The sequence below is a fragment of the Chromobacterium sp. ATCC 53434 genome, assembly GCF_002848345.1.
In the GTDB taxonomy this organism is placed as follows: Bacteria; Pseudomonadota; Gammaproteobacteria; order Burkholderiales; family Chromobacteriaceae; genus Chromobacterium.
The window spans coordinates 2,883,476-2,903,882 of sequence record NZ_CP025429.1 but is presented as its reverse complement, the minus strand read 5'-3'; the positions used below and the strand labels follow the sequence as shown (position 1 = coordinate 2,903,882).

Here is a 20,407-nt window from a genome sequence, read left to right as displayed (position 1 = left end):
ATTGATCAGTTTTGGTAGTTTAATGTGGGTATGGTGTATGCAGAGTATTAAAAAAATCATGCTATTTTTTTGCATGACGGCATCAATGGCATCGGCTTTTATGGCGCATGCTGAAGTGGCACCTTGTCATCAAGCCGTGGTAGGTATTCTGAAAAGCTGTAACCGTCCATTTTGTACGATAGGCAGTAATGGTATTCCAGTGGGGCTGGATATGGATGTATTGAATGAGGCATTGCTTGGTAGTGATGTTTCGATTCAGTTTAAAATCTATCCAACCTTACAAGAACTAAGAGCGGCGTTTGCATCTGGTGAGATAAATGTCATCACGCATGTTGCTTCTCACATGACCTCATCCAAAGCCTGGCTTTCATCACCATATGCCTACCAACGGATTGATCTGGTATCCAAGGAGAAATATAAGGGCTTGATCGATTTTGTCAACAGTGGCAATGAAATTGGTGTGTCGGGCTCTCCATTCTTGATGGATTATTTTACGAAGTTCTTTCCTAAGGCAAGATTGAAATATTTTGAAAGCGTATTACAAGGCGAGCAGGCAGTCGCCTCAGGAAAGTTGGTAGCACTGATTACATTTGAGAGCATGGCACAAAGCGCTCGAGATGATTTATTGTCCAGACATGGCGAGCTTTATATTCATTCTTTATTGGTGCCGGATTTGCTCGGTGAGCGTTACTCAATACCAATTCGTTTTGCGGTAGAACCTAGGTGTACACGGTTACAAAATACGGTCCAGCATGGTTTGGACATGATCTCCGCTGCCAGGCTGACAGAAATACAATCGCGATGGCTGACGGAGGATAGAAAGAGTGGAGGGCTGTCCAGTATTGACAGGCAGTGGCTTCAGCAACATGGCCCGATCCGAGTTGGACTGAAAAGTGAACCCTTGCCATATGACAGAATCGATGCTCAAGGGAAATGGGTAGGGGTTGGCGCCTCTCTGCTTAAGCCGTTTTTTGACAGCTTGAAAATTCCTTATGAAATCATTCTGCTGCCGCCCAATATCGATTCTGTTCATGCCATGTATGCTTCGGATTTAGATGTTGTAGTGGCGACACCTTATCAACCTCAGCTGTTTGGTGGCGGTATTATAAATATTCCTTATGATACCATTTCTTGGGGTTTGGTAAGATCTACTAGAAATGCAAGCAGTAATGTGGTCGCGGCGCAATTAAATCATTTTAAATCTGTCCGTTATCATGACTTTCCGGCAGCCAAGAAAATTTTGGCGATGGACTCGATAGAGCAAAGTCTGCAAGCCGTCGTGTCAGGAAAGGCAGATGCGGCAGCCGTCAGTGTCGAGGCAGTATCGAACGATCTGCTTTCGACATATGCTGGTAAATTGTATTTGGATAGGCATGTAAAAGGGGAGGAGAAGCTAGTGCTGATTATCTCCCCAAGTGCCAAGGCTCTGGCTGGCGCATTGAATCACTATATTTCATCTCAGCCTGCGGACTTTATGGATAGGCTACATAAATATCAGCACTTGATATATGTAAAGCAAGGTTATGAGTTGGGTGATATTTTATTGTACTTGTCCGGGCCGGTTTTTCTGACGGCCATTGTTGTTTTATTTTTACTATGGATAAATTATCGTGTGGCTGGTTTTCGAGATAAAGCCAAGCGGGATGCCGTTCAGGCAATGCGGCAATATACACTTGCCGAGTTGGAGAGCCGAAATAAAACAGATTTTCTGGCGACAATTGGACATGAGGTGAGAACACCGATGACTGGGGTCTTGGGTGCATTGAACTTACTCAAGCATTCTGTATTGACATCGGAGCAAGATCGACAACTGGATATCGCGACACGTTCTACTGAATTGTTGCAAGATAAGTTAAATGAGTTGCTCGATTTTTCAAAGCTGGAATCCGGAACGATGGTGTTAAATGTAGGATTGATCAATTTGGCGCGGGTGGTTGACAGAGCTGTTGTCTTGTTTTGTGCCGAAGGCAAGAAAAAACAGCTTAGTTTGTTTTCGCTTAGTGAACCAGCGAAGAATTATTTTTGTTATGGCGATGAGGCCTGCATTATGCAAATGGTCTCGAATTTGGTCAGCAATGCGATAAAATTTACCGCTGAAGGTGAGGTGGTTGTTATAACTTCAATGCTTGCTGCTGGGCGGTTCAAGATAGTTGTAACCGATACTGGCAGGGGCATGACTGAAGCTTTTCAGACCAGGCTATTTACTTTCTATAGCCAGGAAAATCCAGAATCTGGGAGCGGCTTAGGATTGGGGTTGGCCATCACTAAAAAGTTGGTAAGTAAAATGGGGGGAAGTATAGAGGTTAGTAGCCAACCGGGTATGGGGACGCGATTCAGTGTTGAATTGCAGTTGCCATCAGCGACTTCGAATGAGGATTGTATTGAAAAACCATTCCTGTCCATGTCTGGAAAGCGGGTGTGGCTGGATATCCAGCATGAAGTCTTGCGTGATTACGTACAGCGATGGCTTCGCCATTTTCAAGCGGAAATCATGATGTCGCCACCGGCAGATGTCGCAGTGAGCGATGTGTCCGATATTGTGATCATGGGCAAGAGGGCTACGCTGATTCCAAAATCCGAGTTCAACTGCACCAGGCTGGTTGAGGCGATCGCATGTAGCATCGGCATGCTTGATAAAAAGCCAGTATCTAGCGGGTCTGAGGCATTTAAGCAGGCTGGAACGGGTAGAACGTTGCTTTTGATTGACGATGACGATATTTGCCGTGAAATCATCCGGGAACAGTTGAATTTAATAGGATTTACCGTTGTCGCAGTCGCTAATGGTAAAGCCGCAATTTCTGCCTGGCGAACGGAGTGTTTTGATTTGACCTTGATGGACTTGAGGCTGACTGATATGAGTGGCTATCAATTGGCGCAACAAATCCGAGAGGTCGATACCTGGTTGCGCCACCCCAGTCCATTCTGGATATTGTCGGCCTGTTCGGAAATAAATGAGCGTGAGCGTTATGTGGCGGAAGGATTTGCCGGATTTGTGCAAAAGCCTTGCACTGCGGAAAAACTGGCTGATCTATTGGGTATCGAAGTTGACAAGAGGAGATGATGATTATCACTTGTTTCGCTTGCAGCTTGTTTGGGTTCGATGACACCGCAGCCTGATTTGTGCCGAGGGATTTGCTTGATAAAAGAGCGCTCTCTAAGCGTCTGTCATGCGGATTGGTTTTACAACCATTTTCAGTATTTGGGTAGAGTACAAACGAATGTGTCCCACTTCGCTTTCGATTTATGCGCTGTCGGCGAATTGGGACACTATGTGTAGACTTGATCGGTTGGGTGCGATCAGTTCGGTTTAAAGTTTAGAAAAATCATATCACATTTCTCTCCTTGAGCATTCAGGCGTATGCTGCCTTCTCCCACTGTCAGGTTGGTAGCACGTAGAGAGGTTTCACTCTCGAGAAAGCCCAATAACGCCTGACGGTTACCCACGGTATTCAATACATGGCAATGCTGCTGCCCGGCGAGTTTCCAATGTGCGACTTCCAGTGAGATGGATTTAGGGTTGGCTGTCTTTGTTGCCGCTCCTGGGGCCGCGTTATACGCTAAAGGATAGCGCTTTTCCTCGGTGGATCCTGCCGCAAGCGGTTCTGTTGTGCAATGCGACTCTACTATCTTTCCGCCGCCATAAGTGTAATAGCACTGGTCTAGAAAGTGATCGGGCTTGTCCTCATTTTGCGCGGAAACATATTGACTGCATGCCATCGAGAAAATGGCAATGTAGAGAAGTTTGTTTTTTCCCATGTCTCTTTCCTTTGGGTTGATTTTCAGCTTCTATTTATGGCTGAAGAGATAGGCATATCTCATGCTCAGCGTGAGGCAATTTCCCACGAGGTGGAACTGCGATACGAAATATTAAGATTGATCTGATGATGATTGTCCGCTATTGAATTAATGGATAATGACGTGCCAGAATCGATAAGCTAAGTCGTATGCTTTTAATTCATGACGATGAAGCCAGCAGTGAAGGCCTAAGACTGCTCTTATTTTAAATTGCTAAAACTATCGCCATGCAGATAAAAAGGTGTGATTCCCCAGGTCTCGAAGCCAAGTCGCGATAATCGCCACTGTTCCGAACAGGGGAGTGGTTGCGCTGGATTGCATGACGGGACTTCAGTGTCGAGTTGGCAGCTTCGGGTCTGCTCTCGTCGCTATTGGAAATAGCAGAAAACTGGAGAGTGTGATGGCGGAACGTAATCTGCTGGCGAATGCCAGCCTGAACGGTTTTGAGCATGGTTATGCCTTTGCGCAAGGCAATGATTATCAGGTACAGGTCTCGCCTGGCGTGAGAGTGGACGGCTGGATGGTCGGGACGACTGGGGTTGGGGTTTTTGTTTTTTCCTCCGCCAATTCTGGAGTGAAGGATTTCAAAATATTTCAGGACCAAAGCAGTGTGATAGGTGGTGTACGGCTGTGCGTTGATTCGACAGGAGGCCAGATTTATCATACGCTGGGGACGCTGAGCGTAGGTCAGAAATGCACCATCAAATGGTCAGATATACTGGATCATTTCCATAATAATTCCACACCGGATTCTTATACGATTCGTATCGATGTCAATGCGCGCGGCACCTTGTCGGATGTGGGGCGGGAGGAGTCATACCTGACACAGTCCGTCTGGCGGGATCATACGATAGAGTTTACGTCGTCCAGGACGGCGGAGTATTTCGTTTCCTTTCTTGGGAAAAATTCTCCGCTGAAACGCGGCGCGATGATTTCGAATGTGTCGGCCATGGTGGCCAGTGCGCTGTCGGCGACCGATATCCGGCAGGTGACGAAACCGCTGCAACTGGTTTACGACAGCGGGACCGGGCTGGCGCAATCGACCGTCGCCTGGGTATTTCGCGTGCTGAACAGCGGTGGCGAGTCCTTGGAGGGGCAAACCGCGATTTTTCGGTTGAACGGCGACAATATCCATTTCGCCGGCATGAAGCCGGGGGAGTCCTGGCAGGCGCCTATCCGCGGAGAGCAGGTAGAGCTGGAGACGGGGGCGGTGTTGCTGCGCGGCAATGGCGGCGCGCATTCGCTGAGCGTGCAGGTCGGAACCTTTTCCACACCACTGCCATTTCCGATCACGATCACCGGCGGAGTGGCGAATGCCGATTGGAAACTTGGATTGGCGCAAGGCGATGCCGACTCGGTTGCGGAAGTGGGCGGCTCGCTGCCCTTCGTATTGGCGCTGAGCTATAAGGGCCAGGCCTCGGACAAGCAGACGCTGCAGGTGGTGGAGAAAACTGCCGATAATCAGTCGCTGTTCGTCGCGGTGCCGACCGAGATCACCACGCAGAGTGATGGCCAGGCGTCCTTGTCGCTGGTGGCGGCGAGGCCGGGTATGGCGACGATCACGATCACGCATGTCAACTCCAATGCGCAAGTGGTGCTGAAGCTGGAGGTCCTCGAGGCCGGCGCGCGCAAGTATCTGTTGGAACTGACCAAGCCCGTCAACAGAAAGCTGGCGATCAATCGGCAGGATCTGGTGCAGATCCGGGTGCTGGACGCCTTGCACAGGACGCCGGTCGCCACGGCGGTCAAAGTCACGGCCAAGGTCGATGTCGGGCACGACAGCGCCAAGATGACGTTCCACGCCAAGGACGCGGTGACCCAGGACGGCATCGCGTCATTTCTGGCCACGGCGACGGCGTTGGGCACTTCCAATGTGGTGTTTCAGACCGATCCGACGTCGCAGGCCGCGTCGTTGCCGGTGGCATTCACCTCGCAGGCCGGCGTCAGCGAAACGCAGCTTCGGGTTTCGCCGGAGCAGTTGGAGCTGCTGCCCGACAGCTTCGACGACAAGCAGCAGGTCCATGTATTTTTCGAGCCGGTGCCTCCGGAGATACCGCCGTTCATCGATTTCGCGGTGGTGGACACTAGCAGCTCGCTGCGAGTGCGGCAGGGTAATCTGCAGAAACTGGCAGGCCAGCTGAAAGTCGGTGACGGCGGCGGGACCGTGTTGACCGGTTTTCAGGTGGGGGCGGAGTCTCCGGGCAAGACCCTGAGTATCAAGTTCAGCGTCGACAACGATGCCGCGGGCGTGCGGCCTTGTACCCTGAACGTGAAAATCGGCGGGGGGGCGGCATCGGTCAAATTGCTGCCGAGCGGCGTGGCCACCAAGATGGCGCCGCTGATCGTCGATTGGAATGCGTTGATTACGCTGAGCGGCTGCTATGTGCTGGTCGACAGCCAGCAGGCGGGTGTCCCGGTAGAGTTTCACCTGATCGAGGACAAGGCGGGGCTGGCCGAATTCGCCCATGCCCGCGATGTCTCGGAAAAGAGCCGGCGCATCGTCAAGACCAAGTCCGGCGGTCGGTCGGCGCTGCCGGACATCCAGACCGGCAATCAGCCGGGCGGCTTCCAGGTCGATGTCTATCTGGACGGCAATGCCCATATTCTGGGCAGCTTTCATTTCAGCATCGAGCAGCCGCTGAAGGCGCAGTTGGTGACGTTCAGCGACGATTTGTTCAGCCATCTGCTGCCGGGCAAGCCCTTCAAGGCCGACTATGTGACGGTGTATGCCGATTTGAAGGGGCGCCAGCCGCTGCATGGCGGCACGGTGCAGTTCGATCTGGACGATACCGGCAAGACCGGCAGCCATTTCATTCTGGACGGCGAGAAACTGGTCTTGCAGGCGACGGCGCCCATCGATCTGCACGGTCAGGCCTTGCTGCCGGAGATCCGCCTGGGCGAGACCGCCGGCAGTTTCTCGGTGAAGGCGACGGTGTCGATGAACGGCAACCCGCTGATCACCCAGCTCAAGCCTTATACCATCGCCACCTCCTAGCGGGTATGCGCGCGTCGGCGGCGCTTGCCGCCGTCATCTCGCGGTTTTGACCGGCGCCGTCGGCATTTCAATGCCGATGGCGCCATTGACTGCGGCCGGTATTTCCCTTTTTCCTTCCGCATTATCGCTAGCCCATCCATTCGATATTCGTCTTTGAAATTATCCAGCGTCAGCCGGGCTAGGATTGTTCTTATTTTAAATCACGCCGGCTGCCATATCGCAATGAAAGTGTAAAGCTTCGACCGTCTGCAAATTTAAAGCAGTAGGGGGCGGGATGGGCGAGCGGAATTTATTGGCGAATGCCAGCTTGAATAGCGTTCATGATCATTACTTGCTGAGCGAGAAGAATGAATACCGATTCAATGTCAAGCCTGGCGAGAAGGTGGATGGCTGGGTAGTGGGGGAGATGGGGCGTGGTGTATGGGTTTTCAATATATTTAATCATGCCGTTCCAAGCGATGCCAACTTCCCTGATGGAATCGAAGTGGCTGGTGGTGTTCGCTTATGCGTCGATTCGGCACCCGGTCAGATTTACCATGCATTGGGAACATTGAATGCCGGCCAGCAATGCGTGCTCCGATGGTGCGATATCGCGGATCATCACGATGGTAGTACGGAGCCGGATTCCTACGCGGTTCGTATCGATATTGGATTTCGGGGTGAATTGTCGAATTCCGGGCTTGAAAAAATTTATATCGCCGAATCCGCTTGGAGAGGGAATGCGCTGATTTTCAAGCCAAAGACGACGGCGGAATATTATGTTTCCTTCACCGAGAAAAAACCTGAAACCAAGCACGGGTCGGTTGTTTCGAATGTCTCGCTGCTGGCGTCGGCGCCGTCTTCCGAAAACGATATCCAACAGCTGAACCAGTCCTTGCAGCTTGTTTACGATGGCCAGACCGGGCTGGCGCGGTCCGTGGACGCCTGGATGTTCCGGGTCAGCGGCGATGGCGAGTCTCCGGATGGCCGCGCCGCGAATTTTCGCTTGAATGGCGACAACATCCATTTCGCCGGCAAGGCGCCGGGCGAATCCTGGCAGGCCGTCATCAAGCTGGGCCAGGTGGAGTTGGCGCCGGGAACGGTGTTGTCGCGCGGCAATGGCGGCGCGCTTTCGCTGAGCGTGAACGTCGGCGCCGCGTCCAGAACGTTTCCGATCACGGTCGCCGGCGGAACGGCCAAGGCCGGTTGGAAACTGGCGTTGACGGCGGGCGAGCCCGAGACGGCGCTGGATGTCGGCGGATCATTCCTATTCGTGTTCACGTTGACATACCACGGCGATCCGCAGAGCCATCAGACCTTGCTGGTGGCGGAGAAGACTGTCGATGCCCGCTCGCCGTTCGAAACGGTGCCGGTCGAGATCGCCACGCTGGCGAATGGTCAGGCGCAGTTGCCGCTGGTCGCGGCGAGGTCGGGCTCGTCGACGATCACGATCACGCATGCCGCCTCCAATGCGCAAGTGGCGCTGAAGCTGGAGGTGGTCGCGGCGAATGCTCGCAAATACCAGCTGGAACTGGCTCGGCCGGGCGGCGGGAAGTTGGCGGTCAACCGGCAGGAGCTGGTTCAGATCCGGGTGCTGGACGCCGTGCGCAAGACGCCGACCGCCGCCGAGGTCAAAGTCACGGCCAGGATCGATGCCCAGCATGACGGCGCCAAGATGATGTTCCACGCCAAAGAGGCGCTGGCCAGCAGCGGCATGGCCGAGTTTCTGGCGACGGCGACCGTGCTTGGCACGTCCAATGTGGTGTTCCAGACCGACCCCGCGGCGCAGGCCGCGCCGTTGCCGGTGGCGCTGACCGCGCAGACCAGCGTCAGCGTGCCGCAGCTGAGGGTTGCGCCTGAAGAGGTGGAGTTGCTGCCGGACAGCCTGGACGACAAGCAAGCGGTCCACGTGTTCTTCGATCCGGTCCCGGAGACGGTGCCGGAGGCCATCGATTTCGAGGTTCAGGAGCGCGAGAGTTCGCTGCGGGTGAGGCAGGGGAATCTGCAGCAACTGGCCGGCAGTTTGAAAATTGGCGGCAACGGCGAGGCGGTGCTGTCGGCCTTGCAATTGGGCGCGGAATCTGGCGGCAAGGTATTGCATATCCGTTTCAGCGCCGGCGCCGCGGGCGCGCGGCCTTGCATTCTGAATGTGAAGGTCAAGGAGCGGGCGGTGTCGGCCAAGCTATTGCCGGATGGCGTGGCGACCCAGGCGGTGCCGCTGGTCGTCGACTGGAGCGCCGCCATCACCCTGAGCGGCTGCTACGTGTTGGTCGACGGCCAACAGGCGGGCGTCCCGGTGAGCTTCCACCTGATCGGAGACAGGGAGGCGCTGGCCGAGTTCGCCGATGCCGGCACGGCGGCGGAAAGGAGCAGCCGCACGGTCAAGACCGGGGCCGCCGGTCGGGCGGCGCTGCCCGACATCCAGACCGGCGCCATGCCCGGCAAGTTTCGTGTCGATGTCTATCTGGCCGGCAATCCCCACATCCTGGGCACTTTCCATTTCAGCGTCGAACAGCCGCTGGCCGCGCAGTTGCTGGTCTTCGGCGACGACCAGTACGGCCATTTGTCGCCGGGCCAGGCCTTCAAGGCCGACTACGTGACGGTGTACGCCGACCTGCCGCGCAGCCAGACGCTGCATGGCGGCACGGTGCAATTCGTGCTGGACGACTCGGGCAAGACCGGTAGCCGTTTCGTGCAGGCCGGCGGCAAGCCGGCCTTGCAGGCGACGGCGTCTATCAGCCCGTATGGGCGGGCGCTGCTGCCGGACATCCGGCTGGGCGGGAGTCCCGGCGGCTTCTCGGTGACGGCGACGGTGTCGACGCAGGGCATCGTGCTGCTCGTCCAATCCAAAAACTACACCATCGCCAGCTTTTAGCCGGGAGAGGAGTTGGGCATGGCAAACAGTCTTTCGGTCGTCGGGGTCGGCGATGTCTACGAGTTCGACGCCGGCGGACCTTCGCGGCTGCAGATCAAGGTGACCGACCTGACAAACGGCAAGGGCGTGCCGCGCCATCGGGTGGGGTTCTACATTCCCGGCTACCAGCAGGGGGTGTCGCCGGGGCTGCTGCGCGCCAGTACCGATGGGGGAGCCGGCGACGGGACGCTGGGGATGGATACCGACGACGACGGCTACGCGGCGGTCTGGATCGTGGCAGGCAGCAGCCGGGACAAGGCCAGGCTGAACATCGTCATCGATGGCGGCCATAACGGCAACGAGCGGATCTCGCTGCCGGTGCAGCCGAAGGATGGCGTTGAGACGCATGGCGCGGTCAGGCTGATCAAGGCGGGAGGCGACCAGCAGTTGGTCGTGATCGGCGGCGCTTTCGCCGCCCTGCGGGTGAAGGCGCTGGACGGCAACACGCAGCCGGTGCCCGGTGCGCGAGTGAGGTTCTCGGTGTCTCCCGGCACCGGCTCTGTGCTGGCCGGCGATCCGGCGCCGGCCGGAGCCGACGGCGTGGCCTCGGCGCAGCTGTTGGCGGGCAGGACGCCGGGACCGATCGCGGTGACGGCCCAGTGCGGCGGGGCCGCGCCCGTCATCTTCAACCTGACGCTGGCGCCCAAGACGGCCAGCCTGGAACTGGTGGCGTGGCCGCGGGAGGCCAGCATCGTCCGCGGCGGTTCAGTGTTCTGCTATGCCCAGTTGCGCACCCGGGACAGCGATCCGCCGCAGGGCTGGGCGTATGCGCGCGGCCAGGTGCGGGCGCAGGACGCCTGTCTGTCGCTGTCGCCGCCGGGGGCGGAGCGGCTGAGCGATGCCGACGGGATGCTGCTGCCGCCGACACAGGCGGTGACCAGCCGTGATACCAGTTTCGGCAGCTGCCGCGTCGAGTTTCGAGTGGAGCTGGACGGCAAGGTTCTGACCGACGTCGTCAATCTGACCGTTGTCGCCAACTAGCGGAGGGGGCTGCTGGAGACCTTGACGTTTTCCCCCTTGATTCATTTGCAAAGGATTCATCATGGCTATCGTACCTATTGCCGCCAAGCAGACCGATTGGAAGTTGCCTGCCAACACGGCCGCGCTGATCTCGCTATGTTCTATGCCGGACGGCTCGGTCTGGGTCGGTCGGGAGGGGCAGGCGCAAGGCTTGCCTGGCGAGGTGTATCAGGTGGAGGCCGCCGGCACCAAGAATACGGTGCTGCTGCCTTATCCGTCCTATATCAAGACGCCGGACAAGAACAATCCCGCGCCGTGGCCGAAGGCCATCTGCGCCGACGCCTCCGGCAAGCTCTGGGTCGCCGAGAGCTTCTACGGCATCGTCTATCGCATCGATCCGAGCAAGCTGTCCGGCAGCAAGGGACAGGCGGAAATTTTTTATCAGGGCGTGAACGGCCATGTCGAGGGCGGCTCGCCTTTCCAGTTCGGCGGCCTGGCGTTTCAGCCCAAGTCGGCCGCCACCGGCGGGAAGGATCTGATCTGGGTCAGCGAGCATAACCGGGGCATGGTGTACGCCTTCGATGCCGCGGCGGAGCTGGGCGCCGCGCCGCTGGTCCAGCTGTCGCTGGGACAGGGCAAGGTGAAAGCGCTGATGGCGCCGGTGCTGCAGCAGGGCGCCAATCCGACGCTGTGGTTGTTGTTGGTCGACTATCAGACGGTGATCGGCGGGAAGACCGGCGGGGCGACTATGCTGATCAGCGTGCCGGCGAAAGCCGGCGTCAAGCCGGAGGAGTGCAAATCGTCGGCGTTGCCGTATGCGCAGTCGCTGGCGATCCGGAACAACACTTTGTATGCCGGGGACATGCTCGGCACGATCCGGACCATAGACGCCGGCTCGGCCACCCGCGCGCCGCAAGCGTTCGCCACGCTGGAGACGCCGGCGTCGATTCTGCACCTGGCCGTCGACGGCGGCGGTTATCTATGGGCCGCCGACAGCCAGGCCAAGGGTCTGTTGTACGCGTTGACGCCGAAGGGCGAGGTCGCGGCCGCCTTCAGTCTGAGCAAGGGCAGCACCGAGGTGCGCCCGGGCGCGCTGGTCTGGTATGCCAAGGACGACTCGATTCTGGTGGTCGATGGCGACGACAACGGCCGGGTGATGCAGGTGGCGATGGACGGCGGGCCGCTCGGGCCTATCGGTCCGGACGGCAAGGCCAATTACACCGTTTCCGCCACGCCGGACACCGGCACCGCCGCGCCGGGCGGCGTGTTCGTCGCGCCGGGCGGCATCAAGCTGCAGGCCAAGTCGACGCAGACGGGCAATGCGCCGGTCGCGGCGGGCGTTCATCTGCGGGTGGAACCGGACGATTCCGGCGGCCACATGGGCGGCGACGGCCTGCACCGCAACGCCGCCATTCCGGTCGCCGGCTATATGTTGACCGACCTGACGGCCGGCGACAAGCCCAATGAGCTGAAGCTGATCGCCGGCGGTCGCGGTCTGGACGACAAGGCGGTGTTCATCGGCACCACCCATGTCGCCACCACCAGCATCAAGTTTGATCCGCCGGGACCGCTGCGGGTGCTGCAGGGCGACTCCATTTCCTCGTCGGAGCGAGTCAGGCTGTCCACTGATCTGAACGATGGTCGGATGGTCGACGTCGCCATCGGCGACGGCGCCTTCTTCGGTACCGAAACGCACCCGGAAGCGAAGCGCTCGGTGAAGGACGGCGCGCTGTTGCCCGACATCACCGCCGGCAAGATCGCAGGCAAGGTGATGGTCACAGCGACCAGCGACAAGGCCGTCGGCAAGCTGGAGGTCGAGGTGGTGCCGGTGCCCCGGTCCATCGGCTGCAATTTCACCGGCACCCTCCACAACACCCATCTGGCGTCGCAGCTGGGCAAGATCACTTTCGGGGTTCGCGGCTACAAGGAACTCGACAAGCCCGACTCCGAACACGTGTTGATCACCAACTGGCGGATCCGAGTCTTGATCGGCGACGAGTCGTTCAAACAAGGCGTCCGGTTTCCGGACAACACGCTAACGAATGGCACGAAGGAGCGGCTCATCATGTCTGATGACAGTGGAATTGCCAGCTTGCCGCCGGAGGAAATGGTGATTCCCGGCTCGGTCGGCACGCTGGTGCTGGAGTTCCAGGCGGCGGTGGATCTGAGGGGGGATTTCACCACCGAGGTCAGGGCGAGCCAGCCGATCATAGTCATCGCCTCCTAGCGAGGCGGCCGGCGGCCGCCGCCGCCGGCCTTGGAGCGCCGTCAGGCGGGGAGCCATTCATGAATTCATTTGCCAAGCTGTGCCGCGGCGTCTGGATCGCCATTATCGCCCTGGGGGCGCTGCCTGCCGCCGCCGCGCCGCTGTTGAGCGAGAGCGGGCCGAGGGCCGCCGCGGCGCTGAGTCAGCGTTACAACCAGGTGGTCGATAGCTGCAACGGCGGCGAATATGCCGCGCCGGCCTGCGCCGGCGTGCTGTTGAGGCCGGCCGGCGCGGCCGGCCTGCCAAGCTGGTTGCCGGGCGCGGAGGAGTCGCGGATGCGCGGCGTCGGCGTGCTGTATCTGCGGCGCGACCTGCATCTGTCCGAGCTTTCCTACGGCGTGGCCTTGCCCAGTCTGGCCGATATCGGCCAGGCGTCGGGGCTGACCAGCGCCTGCGTCTGGCCCTATGCGGTCAGCGTGAGCAAGGCGCGCAACGATTACGGTTGCGGCACGCTGGCCGCCGAGCCGACCCAAACCGCCGCCAGCGACTCCAGTTCCTGCAACGGGATCGGCGTGCGCGACGGCAAGCAGTGGCTGAGGTGCTACAAGGGCGAGGATTCGCAGCAGCAGCCTTGTTCGCTGAGCGCGCTGGTGGCCGGCCGTTTTGCCGACGCGCTCCACATCAACAGCCATGGCGCCGGTCAACGGGCGCCGCAGCTGTGGTTTCGCGGCTGGCCGGCGGCGGCCAAGTTGCCGGTCGCGGCCTTTGTCTATTTCAGCGCGTCGGGCAAGGTGGCGGCCATCGACGACCGCGACGAGTTCGCGGCGGAAACCGGGCACTTGCTGCCGGTGCTGGCCTTCGACAAGGGCGCATCGCAGGCTTTCGTCTTCAATAGGCAGGACAATCCGGAGGGCGAGCGCAGCGGCTCGCGCGGCGATCGGGTCGCCGCCCGCTTGCAGCGCCGCTTCGACGATGTTTCCGCCCACTGCCCCGGCGGCGGGCCGGCCTGGCAGTGTTCCGGCCTGATCATGCGAGCGACCGCCGGCCATCCGTTCACGGTGCCGCCGAATAATCCGGTTGCCTCGTTTTCCTATTTGCGCAAGGACGCCGGCAGCCAGAATCTGTTTAAAAGCCAGGGCATCGTATTGAAGCCGGTGCTCGGGCTGGGCGCAACGATGGCCTGCCTGTATCCGATGGATGCCGATAGCGTCAATGCGCATGGCCGCGTCCCCGAGCATTACTACTGCAATATCCCCAGCCTGACCCCCTACCAAGCCTCTGATGGCGACTACAGCTCATGCCACGCCGCCGGTGTCGCCAATTCGAGCTTGTCCGGCAATGAAATGGCCGATCGCTTTCACGCCAAATACGACCGCGACGTGGCGGCGCAGTGTTCATTCAGCACGCGGGACGCGGCGCAGTTTTATGCCGGGATTCTGGCGACGGCATACAACCACAAGATGTTTGATCGGATGGACTGGAACGAGTTGCTGCTGAAGCCGTGGGGGGGAGAGGCGGCGGTGCCGGAAATCGAGGCCTTCTTTTATTTCCAGGGCGATGCCGGGGCGAAAAACCTGGCGAGGGGGTATGTCGATCAATACAAGAAGCTGACGGGCAAGGACGCGCCCGCCGTGGCTGTCGATTTCGCGCACGACCGCATTGCTTATGAGCCGTGAGGCGGAGCGTCGGTTTCAGGCCTTCCCGAGATCGGGATCGGGTTGTGCGCCGCATGGGACAGGGCTGCGGCAATCGGGCCGCCATCCGCGTCTGTAATAGTGGAGGATGTATTCTAATGTCTATTTTTACCATGGTTGAGTCGTTCCAGCCCAAGCTGAGCAGCGTTCTGGTTTCGGCCTTGTGGGGCGGCGTCGCGGTTGGGCTGTGCAGCGCCGGCGCCGCCGGCGCCGTGCTGTATATGCCGGAGGGGCAGCATCAGGTGGTCAACGGCGACCGTTCGGGGGACAGCGTGGAGATCGGCGGCGGAACGGCGACGATCGTGCCCGGCACGGTGCTGGGGAAGGACGCGCTGGGCATTTCGCTACGGCAGAACAACGGTTTCTCCACGGTGGGCAGCGGCGCGCGGCTGTTGGGCGGGATTGAAATGACGGACGGGGCCGTCGGCCGCTTCGGCGAAGGTCCCGGGCCGCAGGCGCAGAGCTACCGGCTGGCGATGGGACAGAACGCGGTGGCGCGGCTGGACAATATCCAGGTGCGCAGTTCGGCGCAGGAAGGCAGCGAGGCGCTGCATCTGCAGGACAATGCCGCGGTGACGATGACCGCCAACACGAGCGTCAAGTCCATTGAGCCGTGGGGAGACGGTATGGATTTGCTCCACCGGTCTTCCGCGGTGGTGGACGGCTCCCATATCGAGGGCTATCGGTCGGGCGTGCAAACGGCCGGCTCGTCGCAGCTGCTGCTGAACGGGGCCGATGTGGCCGGCGGCGTGCATGGCCTGACCGCGTCGCAAAACAGCCTGGTGATGGTGTCCGGCGGGCAGATCACTTCGCTGGGGACGCATGCGGACGCACACGGCGACGTCGACAACAGCGGTCTTTTCGCGCTGGCCGACGTAAGCGGCGAGGCGTCGCTGCTGGTCGATATATCCAATCATGCGCTGATCCAGGCGCGGGGCGCGCGCAGCGCCGGTCTGCTGGTCGAAGCCGCCAGGGCGCCGCTCGACGTGTCGGTGCGCGACTCCGTCATCCGGGGGGACCGGGACGGCATCGTCGTCAATCGGTATTCGGTCTATTCCGATCCGTCTCAGTTGGCCACGTTGAAGTTGGCTGGCACGCAAGTCGTCGGCGGCAGCGGCGCCGCGATCCGCGTCGACCGCGACGTCCAGGCCGACATTGTCTTGAGCCGGGGCACCACGCTCCATGCCGGCAACGGCGTGGCGCTGCAGACGGAAAGGGGCAGCCGCACCGCGCTGACGGTGGAGAACACCGTGATCAACGGCCGCGCGCAGAACAATGGCGGTTCGACCGATATCACGCTGGGCGAGCATGGCGCTTGGAACGGAGACATGCACGGCGTCAGCGCCGTCACCGTCAACGACGGCGCAAGATGGACGATGGACGACTCCTCCGAGATCGGACGGCTGGCCCTGAACGGCGGCACCGTCGGTTTGAACGGCGGCAGCCGCACGCATACGCTGACCGCGCAGACGCTTTCCGGCCATGGCAACTTCGCGTTGAACACCGATCTGGCCGGTCAGGCCGGGGACAAGGTGGTGGTGAGCGGGCAGGCGACCGGCGACCATAGGCTGATGGTCGCCGATACCGGCCGGGCGATCGCCGACCCGCGGCGTCTGCAAGTGGTGAAAACCGGCGGCGGCGGCGCCGACTTCACGCTGGTCAACGGCACGGTGGACTTGGGCGCCTACCGATACGGTCTGAAGCGGGACGGCGCCAACTGGAATCTGGAACCGCTGACGACACAGCCTTACAGCGCGTCGGCCACATCGGTGCTGAACCTGGTTTCCACGACCCCGACCATCTGGTACGGGCAGGTCCGCACCTTGCAGTCCCGGCTGGGCGAGCTGCGCTTCGAGCGGGATCAGGGCGGCGCCTGGGCCAGGCCCTACGCCAGCGATTACCGGATCAAGAGCGTGACCGGCGGCACGGTCGAGCAAAGGCAGAACGGCATCGCGCTCGGGGCGGACAAGGGCTTCGCCTTCGGCGGCGGCAAGGCCTACCTCGGCGGCGTGTTCAATTACAGCAGCGCGTCGCTGAACAACGGCGTCGGCGCCAGCGGCAGCGTCGATGCCTATTCCGTGGGCATGTACGGCGTATGGCTGGCCCCAAGCGGCTTCTATCTGCATGGTCTGGCCAACCTGAACCAGTTCCGCGATCAAGGCCAGGCGGTGATGAGCAACGGCGTGCGCGCGTCGGGAAGCTACCATCAGAACGGCGTCGGCGTCTCGCTGGAGGCGGGCCGCCGGGTCGCCTTGCCGCGCGACTGGTTCGTCCAGCCGTATGCGCAACTGGCCGGTGTCAGGATGAACGGCGCCAGCGTCGCGCTGGACAATGGCCTGCGCGCCGAGGCCAACCACGTGGCCTCGATCCAGGGCAGCTTGGGCGCCAGTCTGGGCAAGACGCTGCACACAGCGGGCGGCGGCGCGCTGGAACCCTATCTGAGGCTGGCCGTCAGTCACGAGTTTATCCGCAACAATAATGTGATGGTCAACGGGCAGGCCTTCGACGCCGACTTGGACGGCTCGCGGCTGGAGGTCGGCGTCGGCGTGTCCGGCGAGTTGGGAAAGCGGCTGAGCGCGCATCTCGACTACGCCTATGCGACCGGACCCCGGCTGGAAAAGCCGTTCATGATAGACGCGGGCCTGCGTTATCAGTGGTAAGTCGCTCTTCTGGTGGAGCTCCCTTGGTCCGGTAGCGTGCTGCCGGATTTTTTTATCGGCCGGGCATGACGGCTGGGCTGCGATGCTCGTAAAAAGATCGTAAACAGGCTCTAAGAGCCCTCTTAAATGCGGCGGCGCCGGCTGGGATGGAACGGCGATGCCCACTACGATTTCGGACCCGGTTGGCGAGCGCGAAATGGCGGAGCCGCGCCTGGGGCGGATCGATGGTCCGCGCCCGGCCGGGACCACTGAGGAGAGCCTAGTCATGACTTGTTTGACCCGTTCCCGTTTGTTTTTGGCCGACAACGGCGAAGACGCAATGGCATTGCCGCCGGATGGGCGGGTTTGCGCCATCGATGTCGAGGTATTGCATGCCGCCTTGCATGCCGGAGACGCCGGCACGCCGGCGCTGGTCTTCAATCTGTGCCAGGGCGTGGCGCCGATGCTGCGCGCCGATTATGTCGAAACTTTCGGCGCGGACGGCGCGACCTGGAACGGAAGCTGCGCCGAGTTGGCCGATGTGCGCGCTTATCTGGGGGTGACCGGGCTGGGCGACGAGGCGGGCGTGGCCCTGTCCGGCCTGTTGTCGATCAACGGCCAGCAATACAGTCTGCAGCCGGCCGGCAGGAACCGGGTTAGGGTTCAGGCGGTAGGCCTCCTGGCGGCCGGCTGCGGTAACCCCGAAGCCGACGCGCCGGCCAGCGCGGATGTGGACGCCTGGTACGACGAGGAGGCGCCCGCCGGCGAAATGGTCGGCATCGATGTGCTGGTGTTGTATCCGACGGCTACCGTCAAGCGGGGTTTCAGCGGCGACGTCGCGGCGGTCCGCGCCTTCATCGCCCGTGAGCGGGCGGCCACCAACGACATCTTCCGCAACAGCGGCATCGCCGCGCGCGTCGATATCGTCGATGTGAGAGAGTGTCCGGCCCTGACCCGGGAGGACGTCACCGGCCTGCTGTACGAGGTGGTGCAGTCCAGCCTGGACCCGGCGACGCATCAATGGAGCTTCGCGCGCGGCCCGGCCTGGGAGGCGGTGCGGGCGGCCCGCGACGAGGCCGGGGCCGATGTGGTGGTGCTGCTGGCGGCCATGGGGACGCAGGTTCCCGACAATCCCTTCGCCAGGGTGGCCGGCCAGGCCAGCTGCATTCCCGAGCCGGCGCGCTACGACTCGTCGGCGCTGGACGTCGCGGTGTTCAGCATGTTCGCCACCGATGGCTTTGTGTTTGCCCATGAGCTGGGACATCTGCTGGGCGGCAAGCATGACAGGAGGACCAGCCCGACGAGAGGGGGGCTGAGTCCGGCATACGATTATGCCCATGGCTATGTTTCCGAGACGCCGCCGTTCGTGACGGTGATGGGTTACGAGCAGGGAGACCACCGGCGCGTGCCGGCGTTCTCCAGCGCCGACAAAACCTGGAACGGGCAGCCGCTAGGCATTCCGTTGGGGCAGCCGGGCGCCTCCGACGTCGCCCGCCTGTTCCGGCTCAGCACCCGCGTGGTCGCCGCTTATCGCGGCGGCAATACCCCGCGCTGGCCGCCGGTGGCGTTGGCGACCGAATGCCGTCCCGAAACCGGCGGCAGCATCGTCGTCAACGGGCTGGGCCCCTATCCGCAGGGGGCTGTCGTTTCCGTCGTCGGCCAGGCGCGAGCCGGGTTCTCCTTCGCCCACTGGGTCGTGGACGGCAAGACCGAAACGACGGCGCGCGCCCTGTCGGTGACGATGGACCGGCCCCGCAGCCTGACGGCGGTCTTCGCGCCGGTGCCGGGGCCGCAGCCGTCGCTGAACGGCCTTGGCAAGGCGCGACCCGACGGCGTCATCCTGTCCAGTCCGGCCGGCCCGCAGTTCGCCTCCGGCTCCGAAGTCGTCGTCTCCTGGCATCCCGGCCCGGCCGTGGCGCCGCGAACCATCCATACCTGGGTGGTGGACGGCCATTTGCTGGGCCCGGCCCTGACGCCGCTCAATTTCATCATCGAACAGGACCACACGGTCGGCGTGATTCCCGGCGCGGCGCGAATCGCCATCGAGCAGGAATCGGCCGTCGCGATCGAGGTGGACAGGCTGGCCGGCGTGCTGGAGACCGGCGTCGATGGCCAGCTGAATCTGACCGTGTCGGATCGGTATGGCGGCCTGCCCCGTTTCGGATTGAATTTCGCGCTGATCAGCGCGCCGGACGGCACCCGGCTGGCCTCGGCGCGGGCGACGACCGATTTTGCCGGCCGCGCCCGCCTGCCCATCCACGCCGGCAATCTGGCCGGCGAAGTGGTGGTGAAGGTCTCGTCTACCGAGCAGCCGGGCGTGGGGGCGGTCGTCTACGGCCTGCTCCAGTCCGAGTGCCTGAGAGTGAAGACCCATCCCAATGACGGTCTGGTCGAGGGCAAGACGCCGGGGGCGGTGGCGTTCCAGTTGCGGCAGTCGGGCGTGCCGGTCCGCGGCATCGATATCGAACTGACGCTGGAGGACAACGACAAGACCGGACTGGCGCTGCGGCATGCGCGCTTGACCACCGATTCCGATGGCGTCGCCGTCGCGGACTTCATCGGTCAGGCGCGCGGCGCCGGGCTGGCGCGGTTGCGGGCCAGGGCGACCTTGCCGGGCGGGCCGCGGGTGTCGGCGTCGGCCAGACTGGCGGTGCTGCCGCGCAGCCTGCAGATACGTTGTGAGGACAAGCGCGCGGTCACGGTGGGGGAGCGTATCGCGCCCTTGCCATTCCTGCTCGAGCCCCTGGGAGCCGAACTAGCCGGCGTGCGGGCGACGCTGGAACTGGATGGCGGAACGACCGGCATCGGCTTGCTGGAGGCGGAGACCGGCCTGTTCGGCGCCGGCATCGGTTTCGCCATGCTGAGTCCGGCGCGCGCGCCGGGGACCGCGCGGCTCACCATCCGCGCCGCCGATGCCCCGCCGCTATCCATTCTGATCAAGGCGGAGCCGGCCGGCGGGGAGTCATAAGCGGGGGCAGGGAAACGGCGCCGGCGATTGATGATCGCCGGCGCCGCCAGGATGAACATGCCGATGAATCCGTGCCGCGTCATTCTCCGAGCCGGTCTATCCTGATCTTGATGTTGAGCAGGGCGGCGATGGCGGCCTTGTCGGCATTGCAGCGTTTCAGCGCCAGATGCAATTGTTCGACATAGATCGGGTAGTCGCCCCAGTGCACCACATTGAATGGCGGCGCGGCCGACGGCTGCAGCAATGCAGCCGGCACG

Annotated in this window: 10 protein-coding genes; 8 read left to right on the top strand and 2 right to left on the bottom strand. The window is 61.2% G+C overall.

Features of this window, described 5'->3' with window-relative positions; translation table 11 throughout:
- Positions 1-37: 37 nt before the first annotated feature.
- Entirely contained in the window at positions 38-3,061 is a 3,024-nt protein-coding gene (locus CXB49_RS13030) for an ATP-binding protein (RefSeq protein ID WP_158300832.1), read from the top strand.
- A 236-nt stretch (positions 3,062-3,297) separates the two neighbouring features.
- On the opposite strand, the gene CXB49_RS23555 is transcribed toward CXB49_RS13030, so the two are convergent.
- A complete protein-coding gene (locus CXB49_RS23555; protein ID WP_158300831.1) occupies positions 3,298-3,756 on the bottom strand; it encodes a hypothetical protein in 459 nt (152 codons plus the stop codon).
- A gap of 439 nt (positions 3,757-4,195) precedes the next feature.
- Between CXB49_RS23555 and CXB49_RS13025 the strand changes: the two genes are divergently transcribed.
- From CXB49_RS13025 to CXB49_RS12995, 7 genes are all read left to right on the top strand, one after another.
- Positions 4,196-6,790: a hypothetical protein gene (locus tag CXB49_RS13025; RefSeq protein ID WP_158300830.1), complete on the top strand. Its 2,595-nt coding sequence runs from the start codon at positions 4,196-4,198 to the stop codon at positions 6,788-6,790.
- A gap of 331 nt (positions 6,791-7,121) precedes the next feature.
- On the top strand, positions 7,122-9,644 hold the full coding sequence (locus CXB49_RS13020; protein WP_158300829.1) for a hypothetical protein: 2,523 nt from the start codon (positions 7,122-7,124) through the stop codon (positions 9,642-9,644).
- 18 nt (positions 9,645-9,662) lie between these two features.
- The gene (locus tag CXB49_RS13015) at positions 9,663-10,664 is read left to right on the top strand and encodes an Ig-like domain-containing protein (protein WP_101708796.1); all 1,002 of its coding nucleotides are present in this window, start codon (positions 9,663-9,665) and stop codon (positions 10,662-10,664) included.
- A 61-nt stretch (positions 10,665-10,725) separates the two neighbouring features.
- Entirely contained in the window at positions 10,726-12,870 is a 2,145-nt protein-coding gene (locus CXB49_RS13010) for a hypothetical protein (RefSeq protein WP_158300828.1), read from the top strand.
- Positions 12,871-12,929: 59 nt separating this feature from the next.
- Positions 12,930-14,525 carry a hypothetical protein gene (locus CXB49_RS13005; RefSeq protein WP_101708794.1) on the top strand — a complete coding sequence of 532 codons (1,596 nt, stop codon included), beginning with the start codon at positions 12,930-12,932 and terminating at the stop codon, positions 14,523-14,525.
- Between the two features lie 116 nt (positions 14,526-14,641).
- Positions 14,642-17,203, top strand: coding sequence for an autotransporter outer membrane beta-barrel domain-containing protein (locus CXB49_RS13000; RefSeq protein ID WP_158300827.1), 2,562 nt, complete (start codon positions 14,642-14,644; stop codon positions 17,201-17,203).
- Between the two features lie 319 nt (positions 17,204-17,522).
- A complete protein-coding gene (locus CXB49_RS12995; protein ID WP_158300826.1) occupies positions 17,523-20,150 on the top strand; it encodes a reprolysin-like metallopeptidase in 2,628 nt (875 codons plus the stop codon).
- 79 nt (positions 20,151-20,229) lie between these two features.
- Here the strand turns inward: CXB49_RS12995 and CXB49_RS23550 are convergent, their stop codons facing one another.
- Positions 20,230-20,406, bottom strand: coding sequence for a hypothetical protein (locus tag CXB49_RS23550; protein ID WP_158300825.1), 177 nt, complete (start codon positions 20,404-20,406; stop codon positions 20,230-20,232).
- Between the last annotated feature and the right edge of the window lies 1 nt (position 20,407).

Coding starts and splice junctions, on each gene's coding strand:
- CXB49_RS13030 (WP_158300832.1), top strand. CDS start 38: ATGCAGAGTATTAAAAAAATCATGCTATTTTTTTGCATGACGGCATCA.
- CXB49_RS23555 (WP_158300831.1), bottom strand. CDS start 3,756: ATGGGAAAAAACAAACTTCTCTACATTGCCATTTTCTCGATGGCATGC.
- CXB49_RS13025 (WP_158300830.1), top strand. CDS start 4,196: ATGGCGGAACGTAATCTGCTGGCGAATGCCAGCCTGAACGGTTTTGAG.
- CXB49_RS13015 (WP_101708796.1), top strand. CDS start 9,663: ATGGCAAACAGTCTTTCGGTCGTCGGGGTCGGCGATGTCTACGAGTTC.
- CXB49_RS13010 (WP_158300828.1), top strand. CDS start 10,726: ATGGCTATCGTACCTATTGCCGCCAAGCAGACCGATTGGAAGTTGCCT.
- CXB49_RS13005 (WP_101708794.1), top strand. CDS start 12,930: ATGAATTCATTTGCCAAGCTGTGCCGCGGCGTCTGGATCGCCATTATC.
- CXB49_RS13000 (WP_158300827.1), top strand. CDS start 14,642: ATGTCTATTTTTACCATGGTTGAGTCGTTCCAGCCCAAGCTGAGCAGC.
- CXB49_RS12995 (WP_158300826.1), top strand. CDS start 17,523: ATGGCATTGCCGCCGGATGGGCGGGTTTGCGCCATCGATGTCGAGGTA.